Source organism: Janthinobacterium sp. SUN026, assembly GCF_030397625.1.
In the GTDB taxonomy this organism is placed as follows: Bacteria; Pseudomonadota; Gammaproteobacteria; order Burkholderiales; family Burkholderiaceae_D; genus Janthinobacterium; species Janthinobacterium kumbetense.
The window spans coordinates 799,520-823,037 of sequence record NZ_JAPQNU010000001.1 but is presented as its reverse complement, the minus strand read 5'-3'; the positions used below and the strand labels follow the sequence as shown (position 1 = coordinate 823,037).

Below are 23,518 nucleotides of genomic sequence, written 5' to 3'. Positions count from 1 at the left end.
TGCATGCAACTGCCCGTCTACTCCCATCCGACCCTGACCGTATTGATCGATGACAGCGATTCCTTCCTGAAAAGCCTGGCGTTCCAGCTCGACCCCGCGCTGGCGCGCCTGACCTTTCATGACACCAGCAGCGCGCTGCACTGGCTGCGCCACAGCACGCAGCCGGGCGAGACGCCGCTGCACGTCAATTTCGACACGCAAAACCTGCCGCGCGACCAGCGCAACGTGGCGCTCGACCTCGAACGCATCTGGCGCATCAGCGGCCAGGCGCAGCGCTTTGCCGTGCCTTCCGTGCTGGTGGTCGATTATTCGATGCCGCAGATGAATGGCCTGGAATTCTGCCAGGCCGTGCGGGACTTGCCGTGCAAGAAGATTTTATTTACGGGCGCGGCCGATGAAAAAGTGGCCGTGACGGCCTTCAACCGGGGCTTGATCGACCGCTACATCAAGAAGAGCGACGACGATGCGCTCGATATCCTGGAACAGGAAATCGTTTCCCTGCAACGCGAATTCTTCCTGCAGCAGTCGGACACGGTGCGCGACTTGCTATTGCTGCACGACTATAGTTTCCTGCAAGACGAAGCCATGGCCGCCGTCGTGCAGGAGCTGTGCCGGCGCCATGGCTTTGTCGAGTTCTATATTTTCCCGAATCCCTGCGGCATCCTGTTTTTCACGCGCGACGGCCAGGCCCGCCTGATGATCATAGAGACGGAACGCAGCCTGCACACGCAGTACGAAATGGCGCGCGACAGCGACGCGCCCGAGTCCCTGCTGCTGGCCTTGCTGGAAATGCGCGTGATCCCGTACTTTTCCGATGCCGACAGCGACGGCATGTATGCGGCGCACATCGGCGAAAACTGGTTCCGCTACTGCGCCGCGCCGACCATCTGCCTGGGACGCGAAACCTATTTCTGGGCCCTGTTCGACGTGCCGCCGCACCAGCTGGGCCAGCCGGTCATATCCTACGCGCAATTTTTACGCGCGCAGGCGGACGACAGCGTGGGCGCCTAGCTTTCCCGCAAGGTTTGCAGCGGCGGATGTTTCAGGACATTGCGCAAACCCAGCCAGCCGCCGGCGATCGCGCACAGGGCGCCGGCCAGCAAGCCAAAGGCCCATACGCCGGGCGCGAAGCTCCAGGCAAACTTGAACTGGTACGTGGCCAGCGCCCAGCCCATGGCCGCCGCGCCCGAGGCCGCCAGCAGGCCGGCCAGCGCGCCGACGAGGGAAAACTCGATCAGCTGCGCCTGCGCCAGCTGGCGCCGCGTGGCGCCCAGCGCGCGCAGCAGGCCCGCTTCGCGCGTGCGCTCGTCCTGCGAACCCATCAAGGCCGCATACAGCACCAGCAAGCCCGAGGCCAAGGTAAAGGCAAACAGGAATTCGACGGCCGTCACCACCTGGTCCAGCACGCCCTGGATTTGCTTGAGCACGCCGCCCACGTCGACCACCGTCAGATTCGGGTAGTCGCGCAGCAAGGCATTGCCCAGGTCGGCCTGCGCGGGCGGCAGATGGAACGCCGTGATCCACGTCTGCGGCGTGTCCGCCATGGCGGCCGGATTGATGATGACAAAGAAATTGACGCGCATCGAACCCCATTCCAGCTTGCGCAAACTGGTAATGGCCGCTTCCACGGGTTGGCCGGCGATGTCGAAGCGCAGCTTGTCGCCCAGCTTCAGCTTCAGGGTCTTGGCGATGCCTTCTTCCACCGACGCCTCGGCTGGCGCGCCCGGCGCATTGCCGAACCACTTGCCGGCCACCAGCTTGTTTTCTTCCTGCATCGTGGCCATCGTCGACAGGTTGAATTCGCGGTCGGCCAGGCCCTTGGCGCGGTCGTCCTCATACGTGGTTTCCGTGATGGTGTTGCCGTTCACGGCTACCAGGCGCCCCCGTATCATCGGATACAAGGGCGCATTGGCCACGCCGGCCTGGGCCAGGCGCGCGGCGATCGGGTCTTTTTGTTCCGGCAGGATATTGATCATGAAGCGGTTCGGCGCATCCGGCGGCGTGGCGTTGCGCCAGGCCACCATCAAGTCGCCGCGCACCACCGTCAGCAGCAGCAAGGCCATCAGGCCCAAGGCCAGGGACACCACCTGGATGACAGTGGCACCCGGGCGGCGCTGCAGGGACGTGACGGCGAAACGCCAGCCCTGGTGATTGAAGGCGCCGCGCAGGGTTTTCAGCGAGCGGATGCCCAGCCAGCCGGCCAGGCCGAACAGGGCGAAGCCGCCCAGGAAGCCGGCCGCCGTCAGCAGGGCCAGTTTCACGTCGCCCGCTTGCCACAGGAGCAGCACGACGAAGGCGGCGATGCCCAGGCCGTAGGTGGCCAGGGCCAGCGCCTGCGGCGGCTCCTGCTCGCGGCGGATCACGCGGTTATGGGGGACATTGCGCAACTGCAAAATCGGCGGCAGGGCAAAGCCGAGCAGCAACAGCATGCCGGTAGCCACGCCTTGCAGGGCGGGCAACATGGACACGGGCGGCAAGTCGCTCTGCACCAGCTTGCCCAGCAGCTCCAGCAGCACCAGGTGGCCGCCGAAACCCACCATCACGCCAACCACGCTGCCGGCCAGGCCCACCAATAAGAATTCGATCACGTACATGGCAGTGACCTGGTTTTGCGTCAGCCCCAGGCAGCGCAGCATGGCGCAGGCGTCCAGGTGGCGCAGCATGAAGCGGCGCGCCGCCATGGCCACGGCGACGGCCGCCAGCATGGCCGACAGCAAACCGACGAGGGACAGGAAGCGGTCGGCGCGATCCAGCGTCGATTGCATCTGCGGGCTGCCCGATTCCAGCGATTCGATGCGCACGCCCTTGATCGCCTGCGTCTTGATCTGGCTTTCCAGCCAGGCTTGATATTGCGCAAGCTCGCCCGCCTTGGCGGGCGGCGCCGACAACAGCAAGCGGTACGACACGCGCGAGCCGTTCTGCACCAGCGCCGTGGCGGCCAGGTCGCTCAAGGGCAGCATCACACGGGGAGCGAAGTTGAGGAAGGACGCGCCGCGGTCCGGCTCGCTGGCGATCAGTTGGGTGACGGTAAACGCCTTGTCGCCCAGCGTCAGCGTATCGCCGAGCTTGGCGTTCAGGCTGGACAGAATCGCCGCATCGACCCACAGGGTGCCGGGCGCCGGCACCTGGTCCGTTGGCCGGCCGACGGCATCCTGCGCCTCGCTAACCTGGGTGGTGATTTTCAGCTTGCCCCGCTGCGGGTAGCCGGGCGAGACGGCCTTGATGGAGGCCAGTTGCGACAGCGACTGCTCGCCCTCGCCCGCCTGCGCCATGCTGGGAAACGTCACCGTGTCGGCCAGGATGAAGCCGCGCTTCTGCGCTTCCGCGCGCCAGGCCGCATTGACGGGCTGGTCGGCGCTGATGACCAGGTCGGCCCCCAGCAGCTGGTGCGCGTCGCGGTTCAGGCCCGCGCGCAGGCGGTCGACGAAGAAGCCGACGGCCGACAGGGCCGCCACGGCGACGATCAGCGCGACGAGCAGGAAACGCAGTTGCCCGGCGCGCCAGTCGCGGCCGGTCATTTTCAGGGAGAGGCGGAACATGGGCGGCGGGTCTTTATAGAGTTACTGCGCGCTGCCGTGGGCGGCGGCGTGCTGCGCGAAATACGCATCGACGGTGGCGAGGAAGGCGTCTTTCTGCGCCTGCGGCAGGAAGGCGGCGATGAAACCGTTGCGCGCCAGGCGTTGCGCGTGGGACAGGCCCAGCGGCAGCGCATCGAAGATGGCGTCGAAATTGTCGTTCATGTAGCCGCCGAAATACGCGGGATCGTCCGAGTTCACCGTCACCAGCAAGCCCGCGTCGAGCAATTGCACCAGGTTATGGTCGTGCATCTGGTCGAACACGCGCAGCTTGGTGTTCGACAAGGGGCAGACGGTCAGGGCGATCTGTTCGCGCGCCAGGCAGGCCGTCAAGTCCGCGTCTTCCAGGCAGCGCACGCCATGGTCGATGCGTTCGACCTGCAAGTCGTCGAGCGCCGTGCGGATGTAGGCCGGCGGGCCTTCCTCGCCCGCGTGGGCCACCAGGTGCAGGCCCAGTTCGCGGCAGCGGGCAAACACGCGCGAGAATTTCTCGGGCGGGTTGCCCACTTCCGAGGAATCGAGGCCGATGCCGATGAATTTGTCGCGGTGCGGCAAGGCGTCTTCCAGCGTCTCGAACGCCTCTTTCTCGCTCAAATGGCGCAGGAAGCACAGGATCAGGGCCGCGCTGACGGGGCTGTCCTGGCAGGCGCGGTGGATGCCGTTGATCACGTCGGCAATGGGCACGCCGCGCGCCGTGTGGGTTTGCGGGTCGAAGAAGATTTCCGTGTGCAGCACGTTATCGGCTTCGGCGCGGCGCAGGTAGGCTTGCGTCATGTCATAGAAATCCTGCTCTTTCAAGAGCACGCTTGCGCCAGCATAATAAATGTCGAGAAAAGACTGTAAATCCGTAAAAGCATAGGCGCTGCGCAAGTGTTCCACCGATTCATAGCCCAGAGGCACGCCATTGCGCTCTGCCAGTGCGAAAATCAGTTCTGGCTCCAGCGAGCCTTCGATATGGATATGCAGTTCGGCCTTCGGCATGCCGCGGACGATCGCGCGCAATTGGGGGTTCATCATGGGTGTTCCTTATAGGGTGACGATAAAAATGCTGGCTCGCGCACGCGCACGCGCGGCGCGCAGGGCCATCAGACATGCAGGCATCTTAGCGCAAGATGGCCAGCCTCACCGGCGCCAGGCCGCCATGGCGCAGGCTGCGGCAGCGCCATGGCCGGCTCCGGCACGCGCTGGCGAATTGTCGTATGATGGTTTAAAAGGTATACAAAAGTTCATTGGAACCGATGAAAAATTTGATGATTTATCCAATTAAATCAACAATTTACAAACAAGTATTAAGGATATGCCGACATATCTTTTGACTTCCTGATCCTTTAGAGCAATAATAAATTTCATGGGGTAATGGTAGGTGCAGCAAGCGCTATCAACAGTGAAAAAAAAGCCGGCTGGCCACGTCAGCACACGGCATCAAGCGCCAGTTTTTTGGTCCGGGCAATCCGGACTCGCAAAGACAGCCGGGCTTGAAACAACAATAAAAATCGATACGGGGTACAGGAAAAGTTCAAGCGGCAAGCCCAGGCGAGTGCCAGGCGGGCGGCCATGGTGACTGGCAGTACGGGTTTACATTAAAGGACATTGACATGACCATTTTTGATAACTATGCAGCACGCTACGAGCGCACCCGCGAAGAGGAAATGTCGCTCACCGACTACCTGGCCCTGTGCAAGAAGGACAAGCTGACGTACGCCAGCGCGCCCGAACGCATGCTGGCCGCCATCGGCGAGCCGCAGCTGGTCGATACGCGCAACGACACGCGCTTGTCGCGCATCTTCGCCAACAAGATCATCAAGATCTATCCCGCCTTCCGCGAGTTCTACGGCACCGAGGAGGTGATCGAGCAAGTCGTCTCGTACTTCCGCCACGCCGCGCAAGGCCTGGAAGAACGCAAGCAGATCCTGTATCTGCTGGGGCCCGTCGGCGGCGGCAAGTCGTCCATCGCGGAAAAACTCAAGTCGCTGATGGAACACGTGCCCTTCTATTGCCTGAAAGGCTCGCCCGTCAATGAGTCGCCGCTGGGCCTGTTCAACGAGGAAGAGGACGGCACCATCCTGGAAGAGGATTACGGCATCCCGCGCCGCTACCTGCGCAACATCCCCAGCCCGTGGGCCGTGAAACGCCTGCATGAATACAATGGCGATATCAACCAGTTCCGCGTCGTCAAGCGCTATCCATCCGTGCTGAAACAGATCGCCATCTCGAAAACGGAGCCGGGCGACGAAAACAACCAGGATATATCGTCCCTGGTGGGCAAGGTCGACATCCGCAAGCTGGAAGACTATGCGCAGGACGACCCGGATGCCTACAGCTATTCGGGCGGCCTGTGCCTGGCCAACCAGGGCTTGATGGAATTCGTGGAAATGTTCAAGGCGCCCATCAAGGTCCTGCACCCGCTGCTGACGGCCACGCAGGAAGGCAATTACAAGGGCACGGAAGGCTTCGGCGCGATACCGTTCGACGGCATCATCCTGGCCCACTCGAACGAGTCGGAATGGAAGACGTTCAAGAACAACCGCAACAACGAGGCGTTTCTTGACCGTATCTATATAGTCAAAGTGCCGTACTGCCTGCGCGTCTCCGACGAAATCAAGATCTACGACAAGCTGGTGGCCAATTCCTCGCTCGTCAAGGCCCCGTGCGCGCCCGGCACCCTGCGCATGATGGCGCAGTTCGCCATCCTGTCGCGCCTGAAAGACCCGGAAAACTCCAGCATCTTCTCGAAGATGCTCGTCTACGATGGCGAAAACCTCAAGGACACGGACCCGAAAGCCAAGTCCATGCACGAATACGTCGATTACGCGGGCGTGGACGAAGGCATGAACGGCCTGTCGACGCGCTTTGCCTTCAAGATCCTGTCAAAAGTGTTCAACTTTGACAATTCCGAAGTGGCTGCCAATCCCGTGCATCTATTATATGTACTGGAGCAGCAGGTCGAGCGCGAGCAGTTCGCGCCGGAACTCGAGCAGCGCTACTTCTCCTATATAAAAGAGCACCTGGCGCAGCGCTACGTGGAATTCATCGGCAAGGAGATCCAGACGGCTTACCTGGAAAGCTATTCGGAATACGGGCAAAACATCTTCGACCGCTACGTGACGTTTGCCGATTTCTGGATACAGGACCAGGAATACCGCGATCCGGACACGGGCGAAAGCTTCGACCGCGAATCGCTGAACAATGAACTCGAGAAGATCGAGAAGCCGGCGGGCATTTCCAATCCGAAGGATTTCCGCAATGAAATCGTGAACTTCGGCTTGCGCGCGCGGGCCTCGAACGGTGGCAAGAATCCCGCCTGGACCAGTTATGAAAAGTTCCGCACCGTCATTGAAAAGAAAATGTTTTCGAATACGGAGGAATTGCTGCCCGTGATTTCCTTCAATGCCAAGGCCAGCGCCGACGATGCCAACAAGCACGCCGACTTCGTGGCCCGCATGGTGGAAAAAGGCTATACGGCCAAGCAGGTACGCCTGTTATGCGAATGGTACTTGCGCGTGCGCAAGTCATCCTAGCGCGGACAGCGGAGGCGCGCTCCCGCCCGAGGGCTGGCGGGGCGCGCAAGACGAGAAGCAAGGAGGCACCCTTTGACATATCTCATCGACAGGCGCTTGCAAAGCAAGAATAAATCCGCCGTCAACCGCGAGCGTTTCCTGCGGCGTTACAAGGGCCAGATCAAGGATGCCGTGGGGCGCGCCATCAAGGGGCGCTCGATCACGGACGTCGAGAATGGCGAGAAGGTCAGCATCCCCGTCAAGGACGTGGGCGAACCGTCGTTCGGCCACGCGCATGGCGGCGTATGGGAAGTGGTCAATCCCGGCAACAAGGAATACCTGAAAGGCGACCAGATCGCGCGGCCGAAAGGCGGCGGTGGCGCCGGGCGGGGCAAGGCGGGCAATAGCGACGAGACGACGGAAGACGACTTCATCTTCGAATTGTCGCGCGAAGAATTCATGAATTACTTCTTCGAAGACCTGGAATTGCCGCACATGGTGAAAACCCAGCTGACGGCCACCACGGAATTCAAGAACCAGCGCGCCGGCTACAATATGTCGGGCACGCCATCGAACATCCACGTGCTGCGTTCCTTGCGCGGCGCGCTGGGGCGGCGCATCGCCGTCGGCGGCGGCGCCCGCAAGCAGCTGGCGCAGGCCGAGGAAGACCTGGCCGAACTGCTGCACGAAGGCGCGCCCGACAGCGACCCGCTCGTCACGGAACTGCGCCGTTTGATCCACCACCTGCACACGCGCCTGCTGGCCATCCCCTTCATCGACCCGTTCGACTTGCGCTACAGCAACCGCATCAAGGTGCCCAAGCCGATGACGCAAGCCGTCATGTTCTGCATCATGGACGTGTCCGGTTCCATGGACGAGTCGCGCAAGGACACGGCCAAGCGCTTCTTCATCCTGTTATATCTGTTCCTCAAGCGCGCCTACGACAAGATCGAGGTGGTCTTCATCCGCCACCATACGGCGGCGGCCGAAGTGGACGAGCATGAATTCTTCAATTCGCGCGAGTCGGGCGGCACCGTTGTATCGTCCGCGCTGCACTTGCTCAACACCATCATCGACGAACGCTATGGCGCCGGGCAATGGAACAGCTATGTGGCGCAGGCGTCCGACGGCGACAACTGGGACAACGATTCCGTGCTGTGCCGGCAATTGCTGATCAACACCATCATGCCCAAGGTGCAGTACTACACCTATGTCGAGATCACGGACGGCCCGCAGCAAAACCTGTGGGAGCAATACGCGGGCGTGCTCGACCATCACGCCCATTTCGCCATGCAAAAGATCGTCACGCCGGCCGATATCTACCCGGTCTTCCGCGAACTGTTCAAGAAACAGGTGAAATGATGAGTGCAGCCTTTGACCGCGCCAGCAACACCCCGGGCGAACCGTTCGCGCGCCTGCGCCATCCGAACGCCCTGCCCGAACAGTCGGAATGGACGTTCGAACTGATCGAACAAATCCACGAAGAAATCCGCCGCGTGGCGAAACAGTTTGGCCTCGACACCTATCCGAACCAGCTGGAAATCATCACGGCCGAGCAGATGATGGATGCCTATACCTCGGTCGGCATGCCCGTTTCCTACAACCATTGGTCGTTCGGCAAGCATTTTTTATCGACCGAGAAAAGCTACAAACGTGGCCAGATGGGCCTGGCCTACGAGATCGTCATCAACTCGAACCCGTGCATCGCCTATTTAATGGAGGAAAACAGCCTGACCATGCAATCGCTGGTGATCGCGCATGCGGCCTACGGCCATAACTCCTTTTTTAAAGGCAATTACCTGTTCCGCGCCTGGACGGATGCGGACGCCATCATCGACTATATGGTGTTTGCCAAGAATTACATCGCCGAATGCGAACAGCGCCATGGCGTCGACGCCGTGGAATTGCTGCTCGACTCGTGCCACGCCATCCAGAACTATGGCGTGGACCGCTACAAGCGCCCGGCGAAACTGTCGATGGCGAAGGAATATGCGCGCCAGAAAGAGCGCGAAGCCTATGTGCAGTCGCAGATCAACCAGCTGTGGCGCACCCTGCCCCGCCGCGAGGATGAGGAGGAAGAGGAAGACCAGCGCAAGGCCGCGCCCCGTTTTCCGCCCGAACCCGAGGAAAACCTGCTGTATTTCATCGAAAAGTATGCGCCGCTGCTGGAACCGTGGCAGCGCGAGATGGTGCGCATCGTGCGCAAGATTTCCCAGTACTTCTATCCGCAGCGGCAAACCCAGGTCATGAACGAGGGCTGGGCCACCTTCTGGCACTACACGATATTGAACCAGCTGTATGACGAAGGCGTGGTGGGCGACGGCTTCATGATGGAATTTCTGAAAAGCCATACCAACGTGGTCTACCAGCCGCCCATCGACAGCCCGTATTACAGCGGCATCAACCCGTATGCGCTGGGTTTTGCCATGATGAGCGACATCCGCCGTATCTGCGAGCACCCGACCGACGAAGACCGCGCCTGGTTTCCCGACATGGCCGGCAGCGACTGGCGCAAGAGCCTGGACTTTGCCATGCGCAATTTCAAGGATGAAAGCTTCATCGCCCAGTACCTGTCGCCGCGGCTGATCCGCGAATTCCACTTCTTTACGGTGCTCGACGACGACAAGAATGAAAAACTGGCCATTTCCGCCATCCACGACGATGCCGGCTACCGCTACGTGCGCCAGCAACTGGCGGAACAGTACAACCTGGGCAACCGCGAGCCGAATATCCAGGTCTGGTCCGTCAACACGCGCGACGACCGCGCCCTGACCCTGCGCCACACGCAATTCCAGCGCCGCCCGCTGAACCAGCAGGCAGCCGAGGTGCTCAAGCACGTGGCACGGCTGTGGGGCTTCGATGTGCACCTCGATACGGTCGACCCGCAGGGGGCGGTGCTGGGCACTTTGAATTGCCGGCGCGAGAAGCGCAACCGGCGCGATGACCCGGTTGCCAAGCCATGAAATGATTTGTTGATAATAATCAATAGCAAGAATATAAGCGCTTCCTATGCCTATATAGGAATTCAGTATGGCCTGACGGCCTCGAAACGGCTGTCAGGAGCGCCTTTTTTGACCTGGGTGAAGTGCGTTCCGCACCCGTTTGGTGCGCGCGACGGGCTAAGTGGTCTGGTTCCGAGCCAAAACATTTCCAAAAAGAAAGATTTTTCTCCAAATTTAGCAGTTTCCATATTGAATATCACGAAATATAATTCCGCCAGATCGACACATCGGAGAACTTAGCAGCGGTCGCCCAAAACGGCTGTAAAAAACCGATAAGACCGCCTTTTTTTATGTCCGAAAGCGTGCAAAGATGACATAAGCAAGTACGTTTTCAGGGCGCAAAAGCGCCAAAAATTTAACCGGTTTTAGGCGTTAAAAATCTGTGTAAAATAAAGAATTCGTATGTATAATTCGGCGACGTCCCGGATACGGCTGGAGCTTTGTGTCGTCATTTTGGGGTTCAGTTGCAAGACAAGAGATGGTATTTGGAGAAAGCAGGCATGAATTTTTCGAACGAGAAAAGTCCCAAGAACTACACAGGCATCACTATCGTTGTCCTGCTGCACGTTCTCGCGGCTTACGGGATCGTGACGGGCTTGGGCAAGCGGTTGGTCACCAAAATGATGGAACCGGTTGAAACCAAGATTATCGAGGAAGTCAAACCGCCTCCACCGAAGGATCTTCCACCGCCACCACCGCCGCCAGAAATGAAGGCGCCACCGCCGCCATTCATTCCGCCAGTCGAGGTGAACGTGCAGCAGCCGCCACCACAGCAGAACGTGATTGCAAATGCGACTGCCGTGAAGCCAGCCACGAATGTATTGGCACCGCCATCGCCGCCTGCACAGCCTGCGCCAACTCCTGGACCAGCCAAATCGGTGCGTACGCCGGCCGTGGTTGACTTCAGCGTCTGCGAAAAACCGGCTTATCCAAAGTCGTCGCAGCGTAACGAGGAAACCGGTGTGGTGACACTGTCGTTCCTGATCGGTGTAGACGGCAAGGTCGCTGATTCGAAGATCGTGAAGTCCAGCGGCTTCAGGGACCTGGACAAAGCCGCGGTGCAAGGTATCAGCCGCTGTACATTTAAGCCGGCAACAGTTGACGGCAAGCCGGAACAAGGCTGGCAGCAAATGCAATACGTTTGGTCGCTGGATTAAAACCCGAGACAGTTATCCCCTGTCTCACACTATGATTTCGTTGTCATTACGTTCAGCGATCTGTTATTTTTAATTTTGGAGGAAGCATGTTTAAGAATACCCGTTTGTCCGCATTTTTTGCCGCGGTTCTGTTGTCCGTTACCGCTACTACCGCTCTGGTAGCAGCTCCGGCATTCGCTGACGCGCCAGCATCGGCTGCCGCTTCGGCTCCTGCGGCAGACGCTGCACCAGCACCAGTTGCTGCAGATGCCGCCGCTCCAGCAGCAGACGCAGCAGCAGCTCCAGCCGCTGATGCAGCCGCTCCAGCCAAAACCGAAGAAGTACACAACCCGTTCGGCCTGCAAGCAGTGTGGGACGGCGGCTTCGTGCCACGCGCCACCCTGATCATCATGGTCATCATGTCGATCGGTACCTGGTACATCATCATCACCAAGCTGATCGATCAAATGAAGATCTTCAAGCAAGCTAAAGAAGCCGCTGCCAAATTCTGGAAAGCTCCTTCGATCGCTGCTGGTTCGGCAACCCTGGAAGAAGGTTCGCCATTCCGCTTCATCGCTGAATCGGGCACCAAGGCAACCGCTCACCATGACGGCGCCCTGCTGGAACAAATCGATCTGTCGACCTGGGTGACGATGTCGATCCAGCGCGCTTCGGACAAAGTCCAATCGCGTCTGCAAGATGGCCTGTCGTTCCTGGCAACCGTTGGTTCGACCGCACCGTTTATCGGTCTGTTCGGTACCGTTTGGGGTATCTACAACGCACTGACCGCTATCGGCATGACCGGTAACGCATCGATCGACAAAGTTGCAGGTCCAGTTGGTGAAGCACTGATCATGACCGCTTTCGGTCTGCTGGTCGCTGTTCCTGCCGTTCTGGGTTACAACTGGTTGGTTCGTCGTAACAAAACCGCAATGGAAGACATCCGCTCGTTCAGCGCCGACGTTCACTCGGTTCTGGTTTCCGGCGTAATGTCCACCAGCGAAGCTGGCCGTGCTGCCGGCGCTAAAAAGATCGGATAAGTCATGTCGATGTCCGTCGGCTCCGACAGCGGAGATCAAGATCAAGTAATGTCAGAAATCAACACGACGCCGCTCGTCGACATCATGTTGGTTTTGCTGATCATTTTCTTGATCACCAGTCCAGTTGTCCTCAAGCTGCAGAAAATCGATCTGCCGATCGAGGCCAACCAAGCCCTTCAAACCAAGCCGCAAAACGTTAACATCGTTGTTAACAAGGATGGCGAGATTTACCTGGGCCAGACCAGACTGAGAGACACGAACGAATTGTTCGATTATCTTAAAGTTGAAGCAGTGAAAGTACCGCAGCCGGAAGTACACGTTCGTGGCGACCAAGAAACACGCTACGAATCGATCGGCCGGGTTATTTACACGACCCAACGTGCCGGGATCCAGAAGGTCGGCTTCATCACCGAACCACCTGACAAGGGCTGATAGCGACTGACAGCGGCGTCCCGGCAACATGGGGGCGCCACTGAAGGAAGCTTGCCGGGCGGCAGTTTCGCCCGGTGCTTCGTTGGACTTCTTAAAGGAAACACTATGAGTATGAATGTCGGTTCGGGAAGCGCAGCAGGCGCGGATCCGGAACCAATGATGGAACTGAACATGACGCCCCTCATCGACGTGATGCTGGTGCTGATTATCATGTTGATCATCACGATTCCTAAGCAAAACCACTCGGTGAACCTGAACATGCCGGTCGGCACCCCGCCGCCACCGACAACCGAACCAGTGGTCGTCACGATCGATGTCGATTTTGATGGCACTATCTTGTGGGACAATCAGGTCGTACCTGATCGTAATACGCTGGAAGCCAAGCTGAGCAACGTTGCTGCGCAAGCAGATCAGCCAGAAGTGCATCTGCGTCCTAACAAGCTGGTGGAATACAAAGTCGTCGCCGGTGTGATGGCGTCGGCGCAGCGTCTGGGCGTGACCAAAATCGGTCTGGTCGGCAACGAGCAATTCCAGTAAGCTGCAGCAATCAGGTTATCTTTACATCCGAATAGGCAGGACTTCCTGCCTATTCGCTTTTTACTGAAAGACTTTCTCATGTCCAAGTTTCGTCTCGCTCATCTCGGCCTCGTCATGGCCGCTATCGGTTTTACCGCAGCAACTCCCGTAATCGGCCTGGGCTCGCTGGCATATGCCGCGGACACCGTGCGTGCCGAAGTGGGCAAGCCATTGCAAGAAGCGCAAAAACTCGCTGGCAGCGGCAAAAACAAGGAAGCACTGGCCAAGCTGCGCGAAGCTGACAGCGTCGGCGGCAAGACCGCCTTTGAAAGCTACCAGATCGAACGCGTGCGCGCCTCGGCTGCCGCCGCCGCTGGCGACAACGGCACCGCCATCAAGGCTTTTGAAGCCGTCATCAATTCCGGCCGCCTGAGCGCCGCCGAAGCCCCCAAATTCACGCAAGCGCTGGCAGGCATGTACTACCGCGCCAAGGATTGGCCAAACACCATCACCTGGATCAAACGCTCGCTGAAAGACCGCGAAGATCCACAGATGCGCGAACTGCTGATCCAGACCTACTACGTCAGCGGCAACTTCGCCGAAGCGGCAAAAGAACTGCAAGCGCGCGGCGGCAACTCGGAAGCGAGCCTGCAAATGCTGGCCAACATCCAGTTGAAGCAAAACGACAAGGGCGGCTACGTCGCCACCCTGGAAAAACTGGCATCGAGCTATCCGAAAACCAGCTACTGGGCCGACCTGCTGAACCGCGTTTCGGGCAAACCTGGCTTCTCGCAACGCCTGGGCCTGGATGTCCAGCGCCTGCGCCTGGCCAACGGCCTGTTCAGCAAGCCTTCCGAATACATGGAAATCAGCCAGCTGGCCCTGCAAGCAGGCAATCCTGGCGAAGCGCTGAGCATCATCGAGCAAGGCTACAAAAAAGGCGTGCTGGGTACCGGCGCCGATGCGCCACGTCACCAGCGTCTGAAAGACCTGGCCCTGAAAACCCAGGCTGACCTGAAAGCCAACGCGGCCAAGTCGGAAGCGGAATACACCAAGAACAAGGACGCCGACAGCTTGAGCAAGCTGGGCTTCGCCCTGGTCTACGATGGCCAGGCTGAAAAGGGTCTGGGCTTGATGAACGACGCCGTGAAACTGGGCACCGCCAAGTATGCGGAAGAAGCCAAGCTGCATCTGGGCATCGCCTACATCCACGCCGGCAAGAAGTCCAACGCCACGACGGCTCTCAAAGCCGTCAAGGGCACGGATGGCGCGGCTGACCTGGCCCGCTACTGGACGTTAATGAATAAATAAGACAACACCGCCAAGGCGTTGTCGGGCAGCTAGTCGAGTGCCATCCAAAAGCGTTGCCAGCATACCCGCCGGCAACGCTTTTTATCATTTCAGCAGTGAAATTCGCCCTGCGCCCGCCCTGCCGGGTGTGCATCCCTGAAACAGTCCGTATAATCCCCCTTTTGGCACAGTTTTTCATCAGATTCCTATGAAGGTATTCCGCGGACTTCCCAATGCCCAGGCACGAGCGCCTTGCGCTCTGACCATCGGCAATTTTGACGGTGTCCACATCGGCCATCAAGCGTTGCTGGCGCGCGTGCGCGGCGCGGCGACCGAACTCGGCATTGAAGCGGCCGTGATGACGTTCGAACCGCACCCGCGCGAATTCTTCGCGCAGCGCGCGGGCGACCTGTCCAAGGCCCCGCAGCGCATCGCCAACTTGCGCGACAAGCTGCAATCGCTGGATGACGCCGGCATCGACCGTGTCGTCGTCGAGCACTTCAGCGCCCAGTTCGCCGCCTTGACGCCGCAGGAATTCACGGAAAAAGTCCTCGTCGACGGCTTGCACGTGAAATGGCTGATGGTCGGCGACGACTTTTGCTATGGCGCGCGGCGCGCCGGCGACGTGGCCATGCTGCAGGAAGCGGGCCGCAAATATGGTTTCCATGTAGAAACATTGCCTACCGTGATGAACGGCAGCACGCGCATCTCGTCGTCCGCCGTGCGCCTGGCGCTGGCCGCCGGCGATTTCCCGCTGGCCACGCAGCTGCTGGGCCATCCGTACGCCATTTCCGGCCATGTCATCCACGGCCAGAAACTGGGCCGCACCCTCGGTTTCCCCACCCTGAACCTGCGCGTGGCGCACCGTCCCGCCCTGTCCGGCGTCTTCATCGTGCAAGTGCACGGCCTGGCGCCGCAGCCGCTGCCGGCCGTGGCCAGCCTCGGCGTGCGCCCCACCGTCGACGACAGCGGCCGCGTCTTGCTGGAAGTGCATCTGTTTGATTTCAATCAATCCTGCTACGGCAAGCTGGTGCGCGTGGAATTCCTGGAAAAGCTGCGCGACGAAGAAAAGTACGACGATTTGCCCACCCTGACGGCCGCCATCGAGCGCGACTCGAACCAGGCGCGCGCCTATTTTGAGCAGCGCAGCGGCGCCATTACCGCCACCGACCGAATTTGACGCCGGCCAACTCCGCCGCCTGGCGGCACTTGCCGTCGCAAACCCGCTGCAAAAATATACTCCATACCATTAAAGAAGATTATGTCCGATCAAAACAAGCCAGCCACGCCCAAGCAGAACAAGAAGCCTGAAAGCAAATACCCGGTCAACATGACGGAAACCCCGTTCCCGATGCGCGGCGACATGGCCAAGCGCGAGCCGCAATGGGTACAGCAATGGCAAGACAAGAAAATCTACGAGCGCGTGCGCAAGGCTGCCGCCGGCCGTCCGAAATTCATCCTGCATGACGGCCCGCCGTACGCGAATGGCGATATCCACCTGGGCCACGCCGTCAACAAGATCCTGAAGGACATGGTCGTCAAGTCGCGCTCGCTGGCCGGCTTCGACGCGCCGTACGTACCGGGCTGGGATTGCCACGGCATGCCGATCGAGATCCAGATCGAAAAACTGCACGGCAAGAACCTGCCGACGGCCGAAGTGCTGGAAAAGGCCCGCGCCTACGCCAACGTGCAGGTCGAGCGCCAGAAGAAGGATTTTATTCGCCTGGGCGTGCTGGGCGAGTGGGACAACCCGTATCTGACCATGGCGCACGGCAATGAAGCCGACGAATTGCGCGCGCTGGGCAAGCTGCTGGAAAAAGGCTATGTGTACCGCGGCCTGAAGCCCGTCAACTGGTGCTTCGACTGCCAGTCGGCGCTGGCCGAGGCGGAAGTGGAATACGCGGAAAAACGCGATCCCGCCATCGACGTCGGATTCAAGTTCGCCGAGCCGGAAAAACTGGCGGCCGCCTTCGGCCTGCCTTCCCTGCCGACCGATAACGGTTTCATCGTCATCTGGACCACCACGCCGTGGACCATCCCGTCGAACCAGGCGCTGAACGTGCACCCGGAAGTCAAATACGCGCTGGTAAAAGCCGAGCGCGATGGCCAGCCGCTGCTGCTGATCCTGGCGCAAGACCTGGTCGTCGCCAGCCTGGCGCGCTTCAAGCTCGATGGCACGACCATCGCCACCTGCGACGGCGCGGCCCTGGCCGGCATCAGCTTCCGCCACCCGCTGCATGCGGCCGATGCCTTCTATGACCGTCTGTCGCCCTTGTACCTGGCCGAATACGTGACCACGGAAAGCGGCACGGGCGTGGTGCACTCGGCGCCAGCCTACGGCCTGGACGACTTCATCTCGTGCAAGGCGCACGGCATGAAGGACGACGACATCATCAAGCCCGTCATGGGCGACGGCAAGTTCGCCTCGACCCTGCCCCTGTTCGGCGGCATGACCATCTGGGAAGCGTCGAAGCCGATCTGCAACGCCCTGCGCGAAGCCGGTGCGCTGTTCGAAGTCAAGATGTTCGACCACAGCTACATGCATTGCTGGCGCCACAAGACGCCGATCATCTACCGCGCCACCTCGCAGTGGTTCGCCGGCATGGACGTGACGCCGAAGGACGGCGGCGCGACCTTGCGCGAAACGGCCTTGAAAGGCATCGCCGACACCGAGTTCTTCCCGGACTGGGGCCAGGCGCGCCTGCACGGCATGATCGCCAACCGTCCCGACTGGACCCTGTCGCGCCAGCGCCAGTGGGGCGTGCCGATGGCCTTCATCGTGCACAAGGAAACGGGCGACCTGCATCCGCGCACGCCGGAACTGCTGGAGCAAGTGGCCAAGCTGATCGAAAAAGGCGGCATCGAGGCCTGGCAGGCGCTGGACCTGGCTGACCTGATCGGCGACGAAGCGGCCATCTACGCGAAGAACAAGGATACGCTGGACGTGTGGTTCGATTCCGGCGCCACGCACCAGACGGTGCTGGGCGGCCCGCAAGCGCACGGTTCGCACTCGACGCAGCTGCAATTCCCGGCCGACCTGTACCTGGAAGGCTCGGACCAGCATCGCGGCTGGTTCCACTCGTCCCTGCTCGTGTCGTCGATGCTCAATGGCCGTCCGCCGTACAAGGCCCTGCTGACGCACGGCTTCACGGTCGATGGCGAAGGCAAGAAGATGTCTAAGTCGCTGGGTAACACGCTGGCGCCGCAAAAGATCTCGGACACCCTGGGCGCGGACATCCTGCGCCTGTGGATCGCCTCGACCGACTACACGGGCGAACTGTCGATCTCCGACGAAATCCTCAAACGCGTGACGGAATCGTACCGCCGCATCCGCAACACCCTGCGCTTCCTGCTGGCGAACACGTCGGACTTCAATCCGGCCACGGACGCCGTGCCAGTGGCCGAGATGTTCGAAATCGACCGCTATGCGCTGGCCAACATGGCCTCGCTGCAAACGCAGATCGAGAACAACTACGCGCGCTACGAATTCCACCCGGTCGTGTCGAAGCTGCAGACGTACTGCTCGGAAGACCTGGGCGGCTTCTACCTGGACATCCTGAAGGACCGCCTGTACACCTCCGGCCTGACGTCGCACGCGCGCCGCTCGGCGCAGACGGCCCTGTGGCACATCACGCAAAGCCTGCTGCGCCTGATGGCCCCGGCCCTGTCGTTCACGGCAGAGGAAGCGTGGGCCGTCTTCGCCGGCAGCGAAGCGTATGCCGCCAGCGATGAAACCATCTTCACGCAAACCTGGTGGCAGCTGCCGGAAGTGGCGGATGCGGCCGACCTGCTGGAGAAATACACGGCCCTGCGCGCCGTGCGCACGGACGTCACAAAACAGCTGGAAGACTTGCGCACCTCGGGTGCCATCGGCTCCTCGCTGCAGGCGGAACTGACGATCAAGGCCGCGCCGATGAAGTACAAGCTGCTGACGACCCTGGGCGACGACTTGAAATTCGTCTTCATCACCTCGCAGGCAACGGTGGCCGAAGTGGCCGACGAAGCGGCCGAGGAAGTGGTCGTGGCCGCATCGACGGCGCCGAAGTGCGAGCGCTGCTGGCACTACCGCAGCGACGTGGGCACGGACGCCGCGCATGCCACCCTGTGCGGCCGCTGCGTCAGCAACCTGTTTGGCAAGGGCGAAGTTCGCCGCTTCGCCTAAACAACGGCGTCAAAATCTGCTGCGCGTCGCGATTTGCGGCCTGCGATGCTCACCGTACTAGAGTACGGTTGCGCTTCTCTGCCACAAATCGCTGCCGCTCGCTACGATTTTGCCCGCCGTTGTATGCTATCCGTCCAACCGCCGCCTGCTGCCAGGCGGCGGCTTTATCTTCCCTGGAAAAATATGGCCACTAAAAACCGTTTTTCATCGAAACCGCAATCGCCGCTGACGCTGTGGCTGGGCATTGCCGCCATCGTCATCCTGTTCGACCAGATCACCAAGATCACGATCCTGAAGACCTTCCGCTATGCGCAGGAAATGGTCATCACCTCGTATTTCAACCTGGTGCTCGCGTATAACAAGGGTGCCGCGTTCAGCTTCCTGTCCGACCAGGGCGGCTGGCAGCGCTATTTCTTCACCGGTATCGCCCTGGCGGCCGCCATCTACATCATCTACCTGCTGAAAAAGCACGCCGGCCAGCGCATGTTCTGCTGGGCCCTGTCGCTGATCCTCGGCGGCGCGCTGGGCAACGCCATTGACCGCCTGATGTACGGCCACGTGGTCGATTTCCTCGACTTCCACTGGAAAAGCTGGGGCCATTTCCCCGCTTTCAATATCGCCGACAGCGCCATCTGCATCGGCGCGGCCCTGTTCATCATCGATGAACTGCGCCGGGTAAACAAATAAACACGCAGGAGAACGGCATGGAACTGTCCGGCAAAAAAATCGTCCTGGGACTCTCGGGCGGCGTCGCCTGCTACAAGGCGGCCGAATTGTGCCGCGCGCTCACAAAAGCAGGCGCCTCGGTGCAAGTGGTGATGACGGATGCGGCCAGCCACTTCATCACGGCCGTCACGATGCAGGCCCTGTCCGGCCATCCCGTGCACACGAGCCAGTGGGATGCGCGCATAGCCAACAACATGGCGCATATCGATTTGACGCGCCATGCGGACGCGATTTTGATCGCGCCGTGTTCGGCCGACTTCATGCGCAAGCTGGCGCACGGCGTGTGCGACGACCTGCTGTCGACCCTGTGCCTGGCCCGCCCATCCCACCTGCCCCTGCTGGTGGCGCCGGCCATGAACGTGGAAATGTGGCAAAACCCCGCCACGCAACGCAATGTGCAGCAACTGCGCGACGACGGCATCAAGCTGTTCGGCCCGGCCGCCGGCGAACAGGCGTGCGGTGAAACAGGCCTGGGCCGCATGCTGGAACCGGAACAGCTGCTGACGGAGCTGATCGCCGCCTTCCAGCCGAAAGTATTGGCGGGCAAGCGCGTGCTGGTCACGGCCGGCCCCACGTTCGAAGCCATCGACCCCGTGCGCGGCATCACCAATCTGTCCTCGGGCAAGATGGGCTATGCGGTGGCGCGCGCGGCGCGCGAAGCGGGCGCCGAGGTACTGCTCATTTCCGGCCCCACGGCCCTGGACGCCCCCTTCGGCGTGCGCCGCATCGACGTGCAAAGCGCGCAGCAGATGCACGATGCGGTGCTCGCCCACGTCGACGGCCAGCATGTCTTCGTCGCCGTGGCCGCCGTGGCCGACTGGCGCGTGGCCAACGCCAGCGAACAAAAGATGAAAAAGCAGGCCGACGGCTCCGTGCCCGAACTGCAGTTCGCGCAAAACCCCGACATCCTGGCCACCGTGGCGGCGCGCACCAACCTGGCCGGCTATCCGTACTGTGTCGGTTTTGCCGCCGAATCGGAAAACCTGGTGGAATTCGGCTCGACCAAGCGCGAAAAGAAGGGCATCCCCTTGCTGGTCGGCAATATCGGCCAGAACACCTTTGGCCAGGATGACAACACCATCATCCTGTTCGACGAGGAAGGCCATACCGTGCTGCCGCGCGCCTCGAAACTGAACCTGGCGCGCCAGCTGATTTCGGAAATCTCGAAGCGGCTGGCCAAGAATTCGCTGCTCAAATAACCTTTTACACGACTTAGCTTAGTTAGTTAGATTAATGAAAAATATCGACATCAAGATCCTCGACGCCCGCATGAAAGAAATGCTGCCGGCCTACGCCACACCCGGCAGCGCCGGCCTGGACCTGCGCGCCTGCATCGACGAGGCGATCACCATCGAAGCCGGCCAGACCGTGCTCATTCCCACGGGCCTGGCCATCCACATCGGCGACCCCTCGTATGCGGCCATGATCCTGCCGCGCAGCGGCATGGGCCACAAAAACGGCATCGTATTGGGGAATCTGGTAGGCTTGATCGACTCCGATTACCAGGGCCAGCTGATGGTATCGACCTGGAACCGGGGCCAGAGCGCTTTCACGCTCAATCCCATGGAACGCCTGGCGCAACTGATTATCGTGCCGGTGCTGCAAGTGGGCTTTAACGTCGTCGAGGAATTCGGCGACAGCGAACGCGGTGTTGGCGGTTTCGGCAGCACCGGCAAACATTAAGGATTTTCTCATGCCAGGTTTCCGCCATCTGATCACAGCCCCAACTTCGCTGCGCCAACTGGCCACTCCCCTGCTGCTGGCCGGCGCGGCCATGCTGGCCGGCTGCACTACGCCAACGACGCATGTCAGCGGCCCGTTCAACGTGGTGCCGGCGCCCGATGCGCCCGCCCCGACGGCGCAGCAAAAGGCGGCGCAGGAAGAACTGGTGAAGATGGTGGCGCTGCAGGACCGCCTGTCGAAAGTCTCGGCGCCCCTGCTGATCAACAATGCGGACCTGTGCAAGACGTATGCGCGCAACCTGCTGGGCTTCACGGCGCAGAACAAGTATTCCTACCCCGGCATCTATGCCGACGCGGCGCAGGCGGCCCTCGGCTACGGCGAACAGATGCAGGTCTCCGGCGTCTTGCCGGGCAGCGGCGCCGCGCGCGCCGGCTTGCGCAAGGGCGACGGCTTGCTGGCCGCCGAAGGCAAGCCGCTGCCGGCCGGCCCGAAGGCGGAAGGCCCGTTCGGCGCCATCGTCGGCCCGCTGGCCTCGAAAAGCGCAAGTCTGAACATGACCATCGCCCGCGACGGTCAGCAGCAGGACCTGAAAATTCCCGTCACGCGCGCCTGCGCCTTCCGCGTCGCGCTGGGCAATGCGGACAATATCAACGCCTACTCGGACGGCGCGCGCATCATGCTCACGCGCGGCATGGTCAATGCGGCGCAAAACGACGAAGGCATCGCCTTTGTCATCGCCCGCGAAATGGCGCACAACATCCTCGACCATGCGCGCAGCCAGCGCACGGCAGGAACGGCCGGCAGCATCATCGACAGCCTGGGCGCCGTGCAGCCTGACGTGTCGATGCTGACGGGCGCCGCCGGCATCAAGGCCATGCCGCAGGAACTCGACGTGCAAGCCGACACGCTGGCCATCTACCTGCTGGCGCGCGCCGGCTACAACGTCGACAACGCGGCCCGCTTCTGGCAGCGCCTGGCCACGCAAGTGCCGGCCACAGTCGCCAACGGCTACACGGCGCTGCATCCTGGCACCAACTCGCGCATGGCCGCCGTCAACCGCGCCGTCATCGACGTGCGCGCCAAGCAGGCGGCGAAGAAGCCGCTCAAGCCTTAGAACGCCTGCCATAAGCTACTGCGCGTCGCGCTTTGCGGTCTGCGATGCTCACTGTGCTCAATCCTGATCAAACAGGGTTTGCTCAGGCTCCCGGGAAGTTGGGGAAGTAGGTGCCCATGATCCAGGTCAGGGCACCGCAGAACACCACGGCTAGGAACAGGACAATGAGCAGCTTGCCGAACTTGGGGATACCCTCTTCTTGCGTCTTGACTTCATTTGACATGAAAATTCTCCGCAGGGTGGTGGAACAGGTAGTATATCCACAATCTTGAATACTTTTCCATACTTTGCCGCAAACATGCGGCATGTAACTCGCGCGCGCCATGGACAGCATCGACCTTGAAGTTCTGAAAACCAGCGCCGCCTGGCTCGCCGCCGGCCGCCGCTGCGAACTCGTCACCGTCATCAAGACCTGGGGTTCCAGCCCCCGCCCCGTGGGCGCCACCCTGGCCATCTGCGACGATGGCACGGTCGTCGGTTCCGTCTCCGGCGGCTGCATCGAAGATGACCTGATCGACACCGTGCGCGTGCATGGCATCGTGCGCACGCGGCCCGAAATCGTCAGCTACGGCATCAGCGCCGACGAGGCGCATCGCTTCGGCCTGCCCTGCGGCGGCACCATCGAACTGGCCATCGAGCCGCTGCACGCGGGCAGCCGCGTGGCCGAACTGCTGGCGCGCCTGGAAGCCCATGAACTCGTCGAGCGCCGCCTCGATCTGCGCAGCGGCGCGGTCACCCTGCAGCGCGCCACGCCGGGCGCCGTGCTGGCCCTGGAAGACGGGGCGCTCACCACGCAGCACGGCCCGCGCTGGCGCCTGCTGATCATCGGCGCCAGCCAGCTGTCGCGCTTCGTGGCGCAAATCGCCACGGCAATGGATTACCATGTCATCGTCTGCGACCCGCGCGAGGAATACCGGGGCGGCTGGAACGTACCGGGCGTGCCCCTGCTGCACGCCATGCCGGACGACCTGGTGCTGGAATTAAAGCTCGACAGCCGCAGCGCCGTCGTCGCCCTCACGCACGACCCCAAGCTCGACGACCTGGCCCTGATGGAAGCATTGAAATCCCCAGCGTTCTACGTGGGCGCCATCGGCTCGCGCGCGAATAACGCCAAGCGGCGCGAACGGCTGCTGCAATTCGACGTCAGCGCCGAGCAGCTGGCGCGCCTGCACGCCCCCATCGGCCTGTACATCGGCAGCAAGACGCCGGCCGAAATCGCCATTTCCATCCTGGCCGAACTGACGGCCGTGAAAAACGGCGTGCCCGATGCGCTGCAAATCCAGCACGCTGCCGCCTTGACGCCGCCCAACCCTGACCTCTGCGTGCGCTGAAGCGTGAAAAGCAA

The 23,518-nt window shown here is 61.1% G+C and carries 19 protein-coding genes; 16 read left to right on the top strand and 3 right to left on the bottom strand.

The window, feature by feature from the left end:
- Window positions 1–3: 3 nt before the first annotated feature.
- Entirely contained in the window at window positions 4–1,011 is a 1,008-nt protein-coding gene (locus OX459_RS03750; protein ID WP_289903882.1) for a response regulator, read from the top strand.
- On the opposite strand, the gene OX459_RS03745 is transcribed toward OX459_RS03750, so the two are convergent.
- Window positions 1,008–3,539 (bottom strand): FtsX-like permease family protein, encoded by a 2,532-nt coding sequence (locus OX459_RS03745; RefSeq protein WP_289903881.1) that lies wholly within the window; start codon window positions 3,537–3,539, stop codon window positions 1,008–1,010. The genes OX459_RS03750 and OX459_RS03745 overlap by 4 nt on opposite strands.
- Before the next feature lie 21 nt (window positions 3,540–3,560).
- Window positions 3,561–4,592, bottom strand: coding sequence for an adenosine deaminase (locus OX459_RS03740; RefSeq protein ID WP_289903880.1), 1,032 nt, complete (start codon window positions 4,590–4,592; stop codon window positions 3,561–3,563).
- A 578-nt stretch (window positions 4,593–5,170) separates the two neighbouring features.
- Here OX459_RS03740 and OX459_RS03735 point away from each other — a divergent pair.
- The 14 genes from OX459_RS03735 (at window position 5,171) to OX459_RS03670 (ending at window position 22,173) form a co-directional block, all read left to right on the top strand.
- Window positions 5,171–7,093, top strand: coding sequence for a PrkA family serine protein kinase (locus tag OX459_RS03735; RefSeq protein ID WP_099666829.1), 1,923 nt, complete (start codon window positions 5,171–5,173; stop codon window positions 7,091–7,093).
- A gap of 72 nt (window positions 7,094–7,165) precedes the next feature.
- Window positions 7,166–8,434, top strand: a complete 1,269-nt coding sequence (locus OX459_RS03730; protein ID WP_077407911.1) for a YeaH/YhbH family protein — start codon at window positions 7,166–7,168, stop codon at window positions 8,432–8,434.
- Window positions 8,434–10,035 carry a SpoVR family protein gene (locus OX459_RS03725; protein WP_099666828.1) on the top strand — a complete coding sequence of 534 codons (1,602 nt, stop codon included), beginning with the start codon at window positions 8,434–8,436 and terminating at the stop codon, window positions 10,033–10,035. The genes OX459_RS03730 and OX459_RS03725 overlap by 1 nt, the downstream gene beginning before the upstream one ends.
- 539 nt (window positions 10,036–10,574) lie before the next feature.
- Window positions 10,575–11,231: an energy transducer TonB gene (locus OX459_RS03720; RefSeq protein WP_099377981.1), complete on the top strand. Its 657-nt coding sequence runs from the start codon at window positions 10,575–10,577 to the stop codon at window positions 11,229–11,231.
- Window positions 11,232–11,317: 86 nt separating this feature from the next.
- On the top strand, window positions 11,318–12,250 hold the full coding sequence (locus OX459_RS03715; protein WP_199534342.1) for a MotA/TolQ/ExbB proton channel family protein: 933 nt from the start codon (window positions 11,318–11,320) through the stop codon (window positions 12,248–12,250).
- A gap of 3 nt (window positions 12,251–12,253) precedes the next feature.
- Complete coding sequence (locus OX459_RS03710; protein WP_077407915.1) at window positions 12,254–12,682, top strand: biopolymer transporter ExbD; 429 nt, start codon at window positions 12,254–12,256, stop codon at window positions 12,680–12,682.
- A gap of 105 nt (window positions 12,683–12,787) precedes the next feature.
- On the top strand, window positions 12,788–13,219 hold the full coding sequence (locus OX459_RS03705) for a biopolymer transporter ExbD (protein ID WP_170840419.1): 432 nt from the start codon (window positions 12,788–12,790) through the stop codon (window positions 13,217–13,219).
- Window positions 13,220–13,297: 78 nt separating this feature from the next.
- Window positions 13,298–14,509, top strand: coding sequence for a hypothetical protein (locus OX459_RS03700; protein ID WP_099666826.1), 1,212 nt, complete (start codon window positions 13,298–13,300; stop codon window positions 14,507–14,509).
- 187 nt (window positions 14,510–14,696) lie between these two features.
- On the top strand, window positions 14,697–15,668 hold the full coding sequence (locus OX459_RS03695; RefSeq protein WP_077407919.1) for a bifunctional riboflavin kinase/FAD synthetase: 972 nt from the start codon (window positions 14,697–14,699) through the stop codon (window positions 15,666–15,668).
- An 81-nt stretch (window positions 15,669–15,749) separates the two neighbouring features.
- On the top strand, window positions 15,750–18,650 hold the full coding sequence (gene ileS, locus OX459_RS03690; RefSeq protein ID WP_099666825.1) for an isoleucine--tRNA ligase: 2,901 nt from the start codon (window positions 15,750–15,752) through the stop codon (window positions 18,648–18,650).
- 183 nt (window positions 18,651–18,833) lie between these two features.
- Entirely contained in the window at window positions 18,834–19,337 is a 504-nt protein-coding gene (lspA, locus tag OX459_RS03685; protein ID WP_077407922.1) for a signal peptidase II, read from the top strand.
- 17 nt (window positions 19,338–19,354) lie between these two features.
- The gene (coaBC, locus tag OX459_RS03680) at window positions 19,355–20,575 is read left to right on the top strand and encodes a bifunctional phosphopantothenoylcysteine decarboxylase/phosphopantothenate--cysteine ligase CoaBC (RefSeq protein ID WP_099666824.1); all 1,221 of its coding nucleotides are present in this window, start codon (window positions 19,355–19,357) and stop codon (window positions 20,573–20,575) included.
- Window positions 20,576–20,609: 34 nt separating this feature from the next.
- A complete protein-coding gene (gene dut, locus OX459_RS03675; protein ID WP_099666823.1) occupies window positions 20,610–21,059 on the top strand; it encodes a dUTP diphosphatase in 450 nt (149 codons plus the stop codon).
- Between the two features lie 10 nt (window positions 21,060–21,069).
- A complete protein-coding gene (locus tag OX459_RS03670) occupies window positions 21,070–22,173 on the top strand; it encodes a M48 family metallopeptidase (RefSeq protein WP_289903879.1) in 1,104 nt (367 codons plus the stop codon).
- Window positions 22,174–22,255: 82 nt separating this feature from the next.
- Here OX459_RS03670 and OX459_RS03665 read toward each other — a convergent pair whose 3' ends face one another.
- Window positions 22,256–22,396, bottom strand: a complete 141-nt coding sequence (locus tag OX459_RS03665) for a hypothetical protein (protein ID WP_162835767.1) — start codon at window positions 22,394–22,396, stop codon at window positions 22,256–22,258.
- Between the two features lie 100 nt (window positions 22,397–22,496).
- Here OX459_RS03665 and OX459_RS03660 point away from each other — a divergent pair, with 100 nt between their 5' ends.
- Window positions 22,497–23,504 carry an XdhC family protein gene (locus OX459_RS03660; protein WP_289903878.1) on the top strand — a complete coding sequence of 336 codons (1,008 nt, stop codon included), beginning with the start codon at window positions 22,497–22,499 and terminating at the stop codon, window positions 23,502–23,504.
- The last annotated feature ends 14 nt before the right edge of the window (window positions 23,505–23,518 follow it).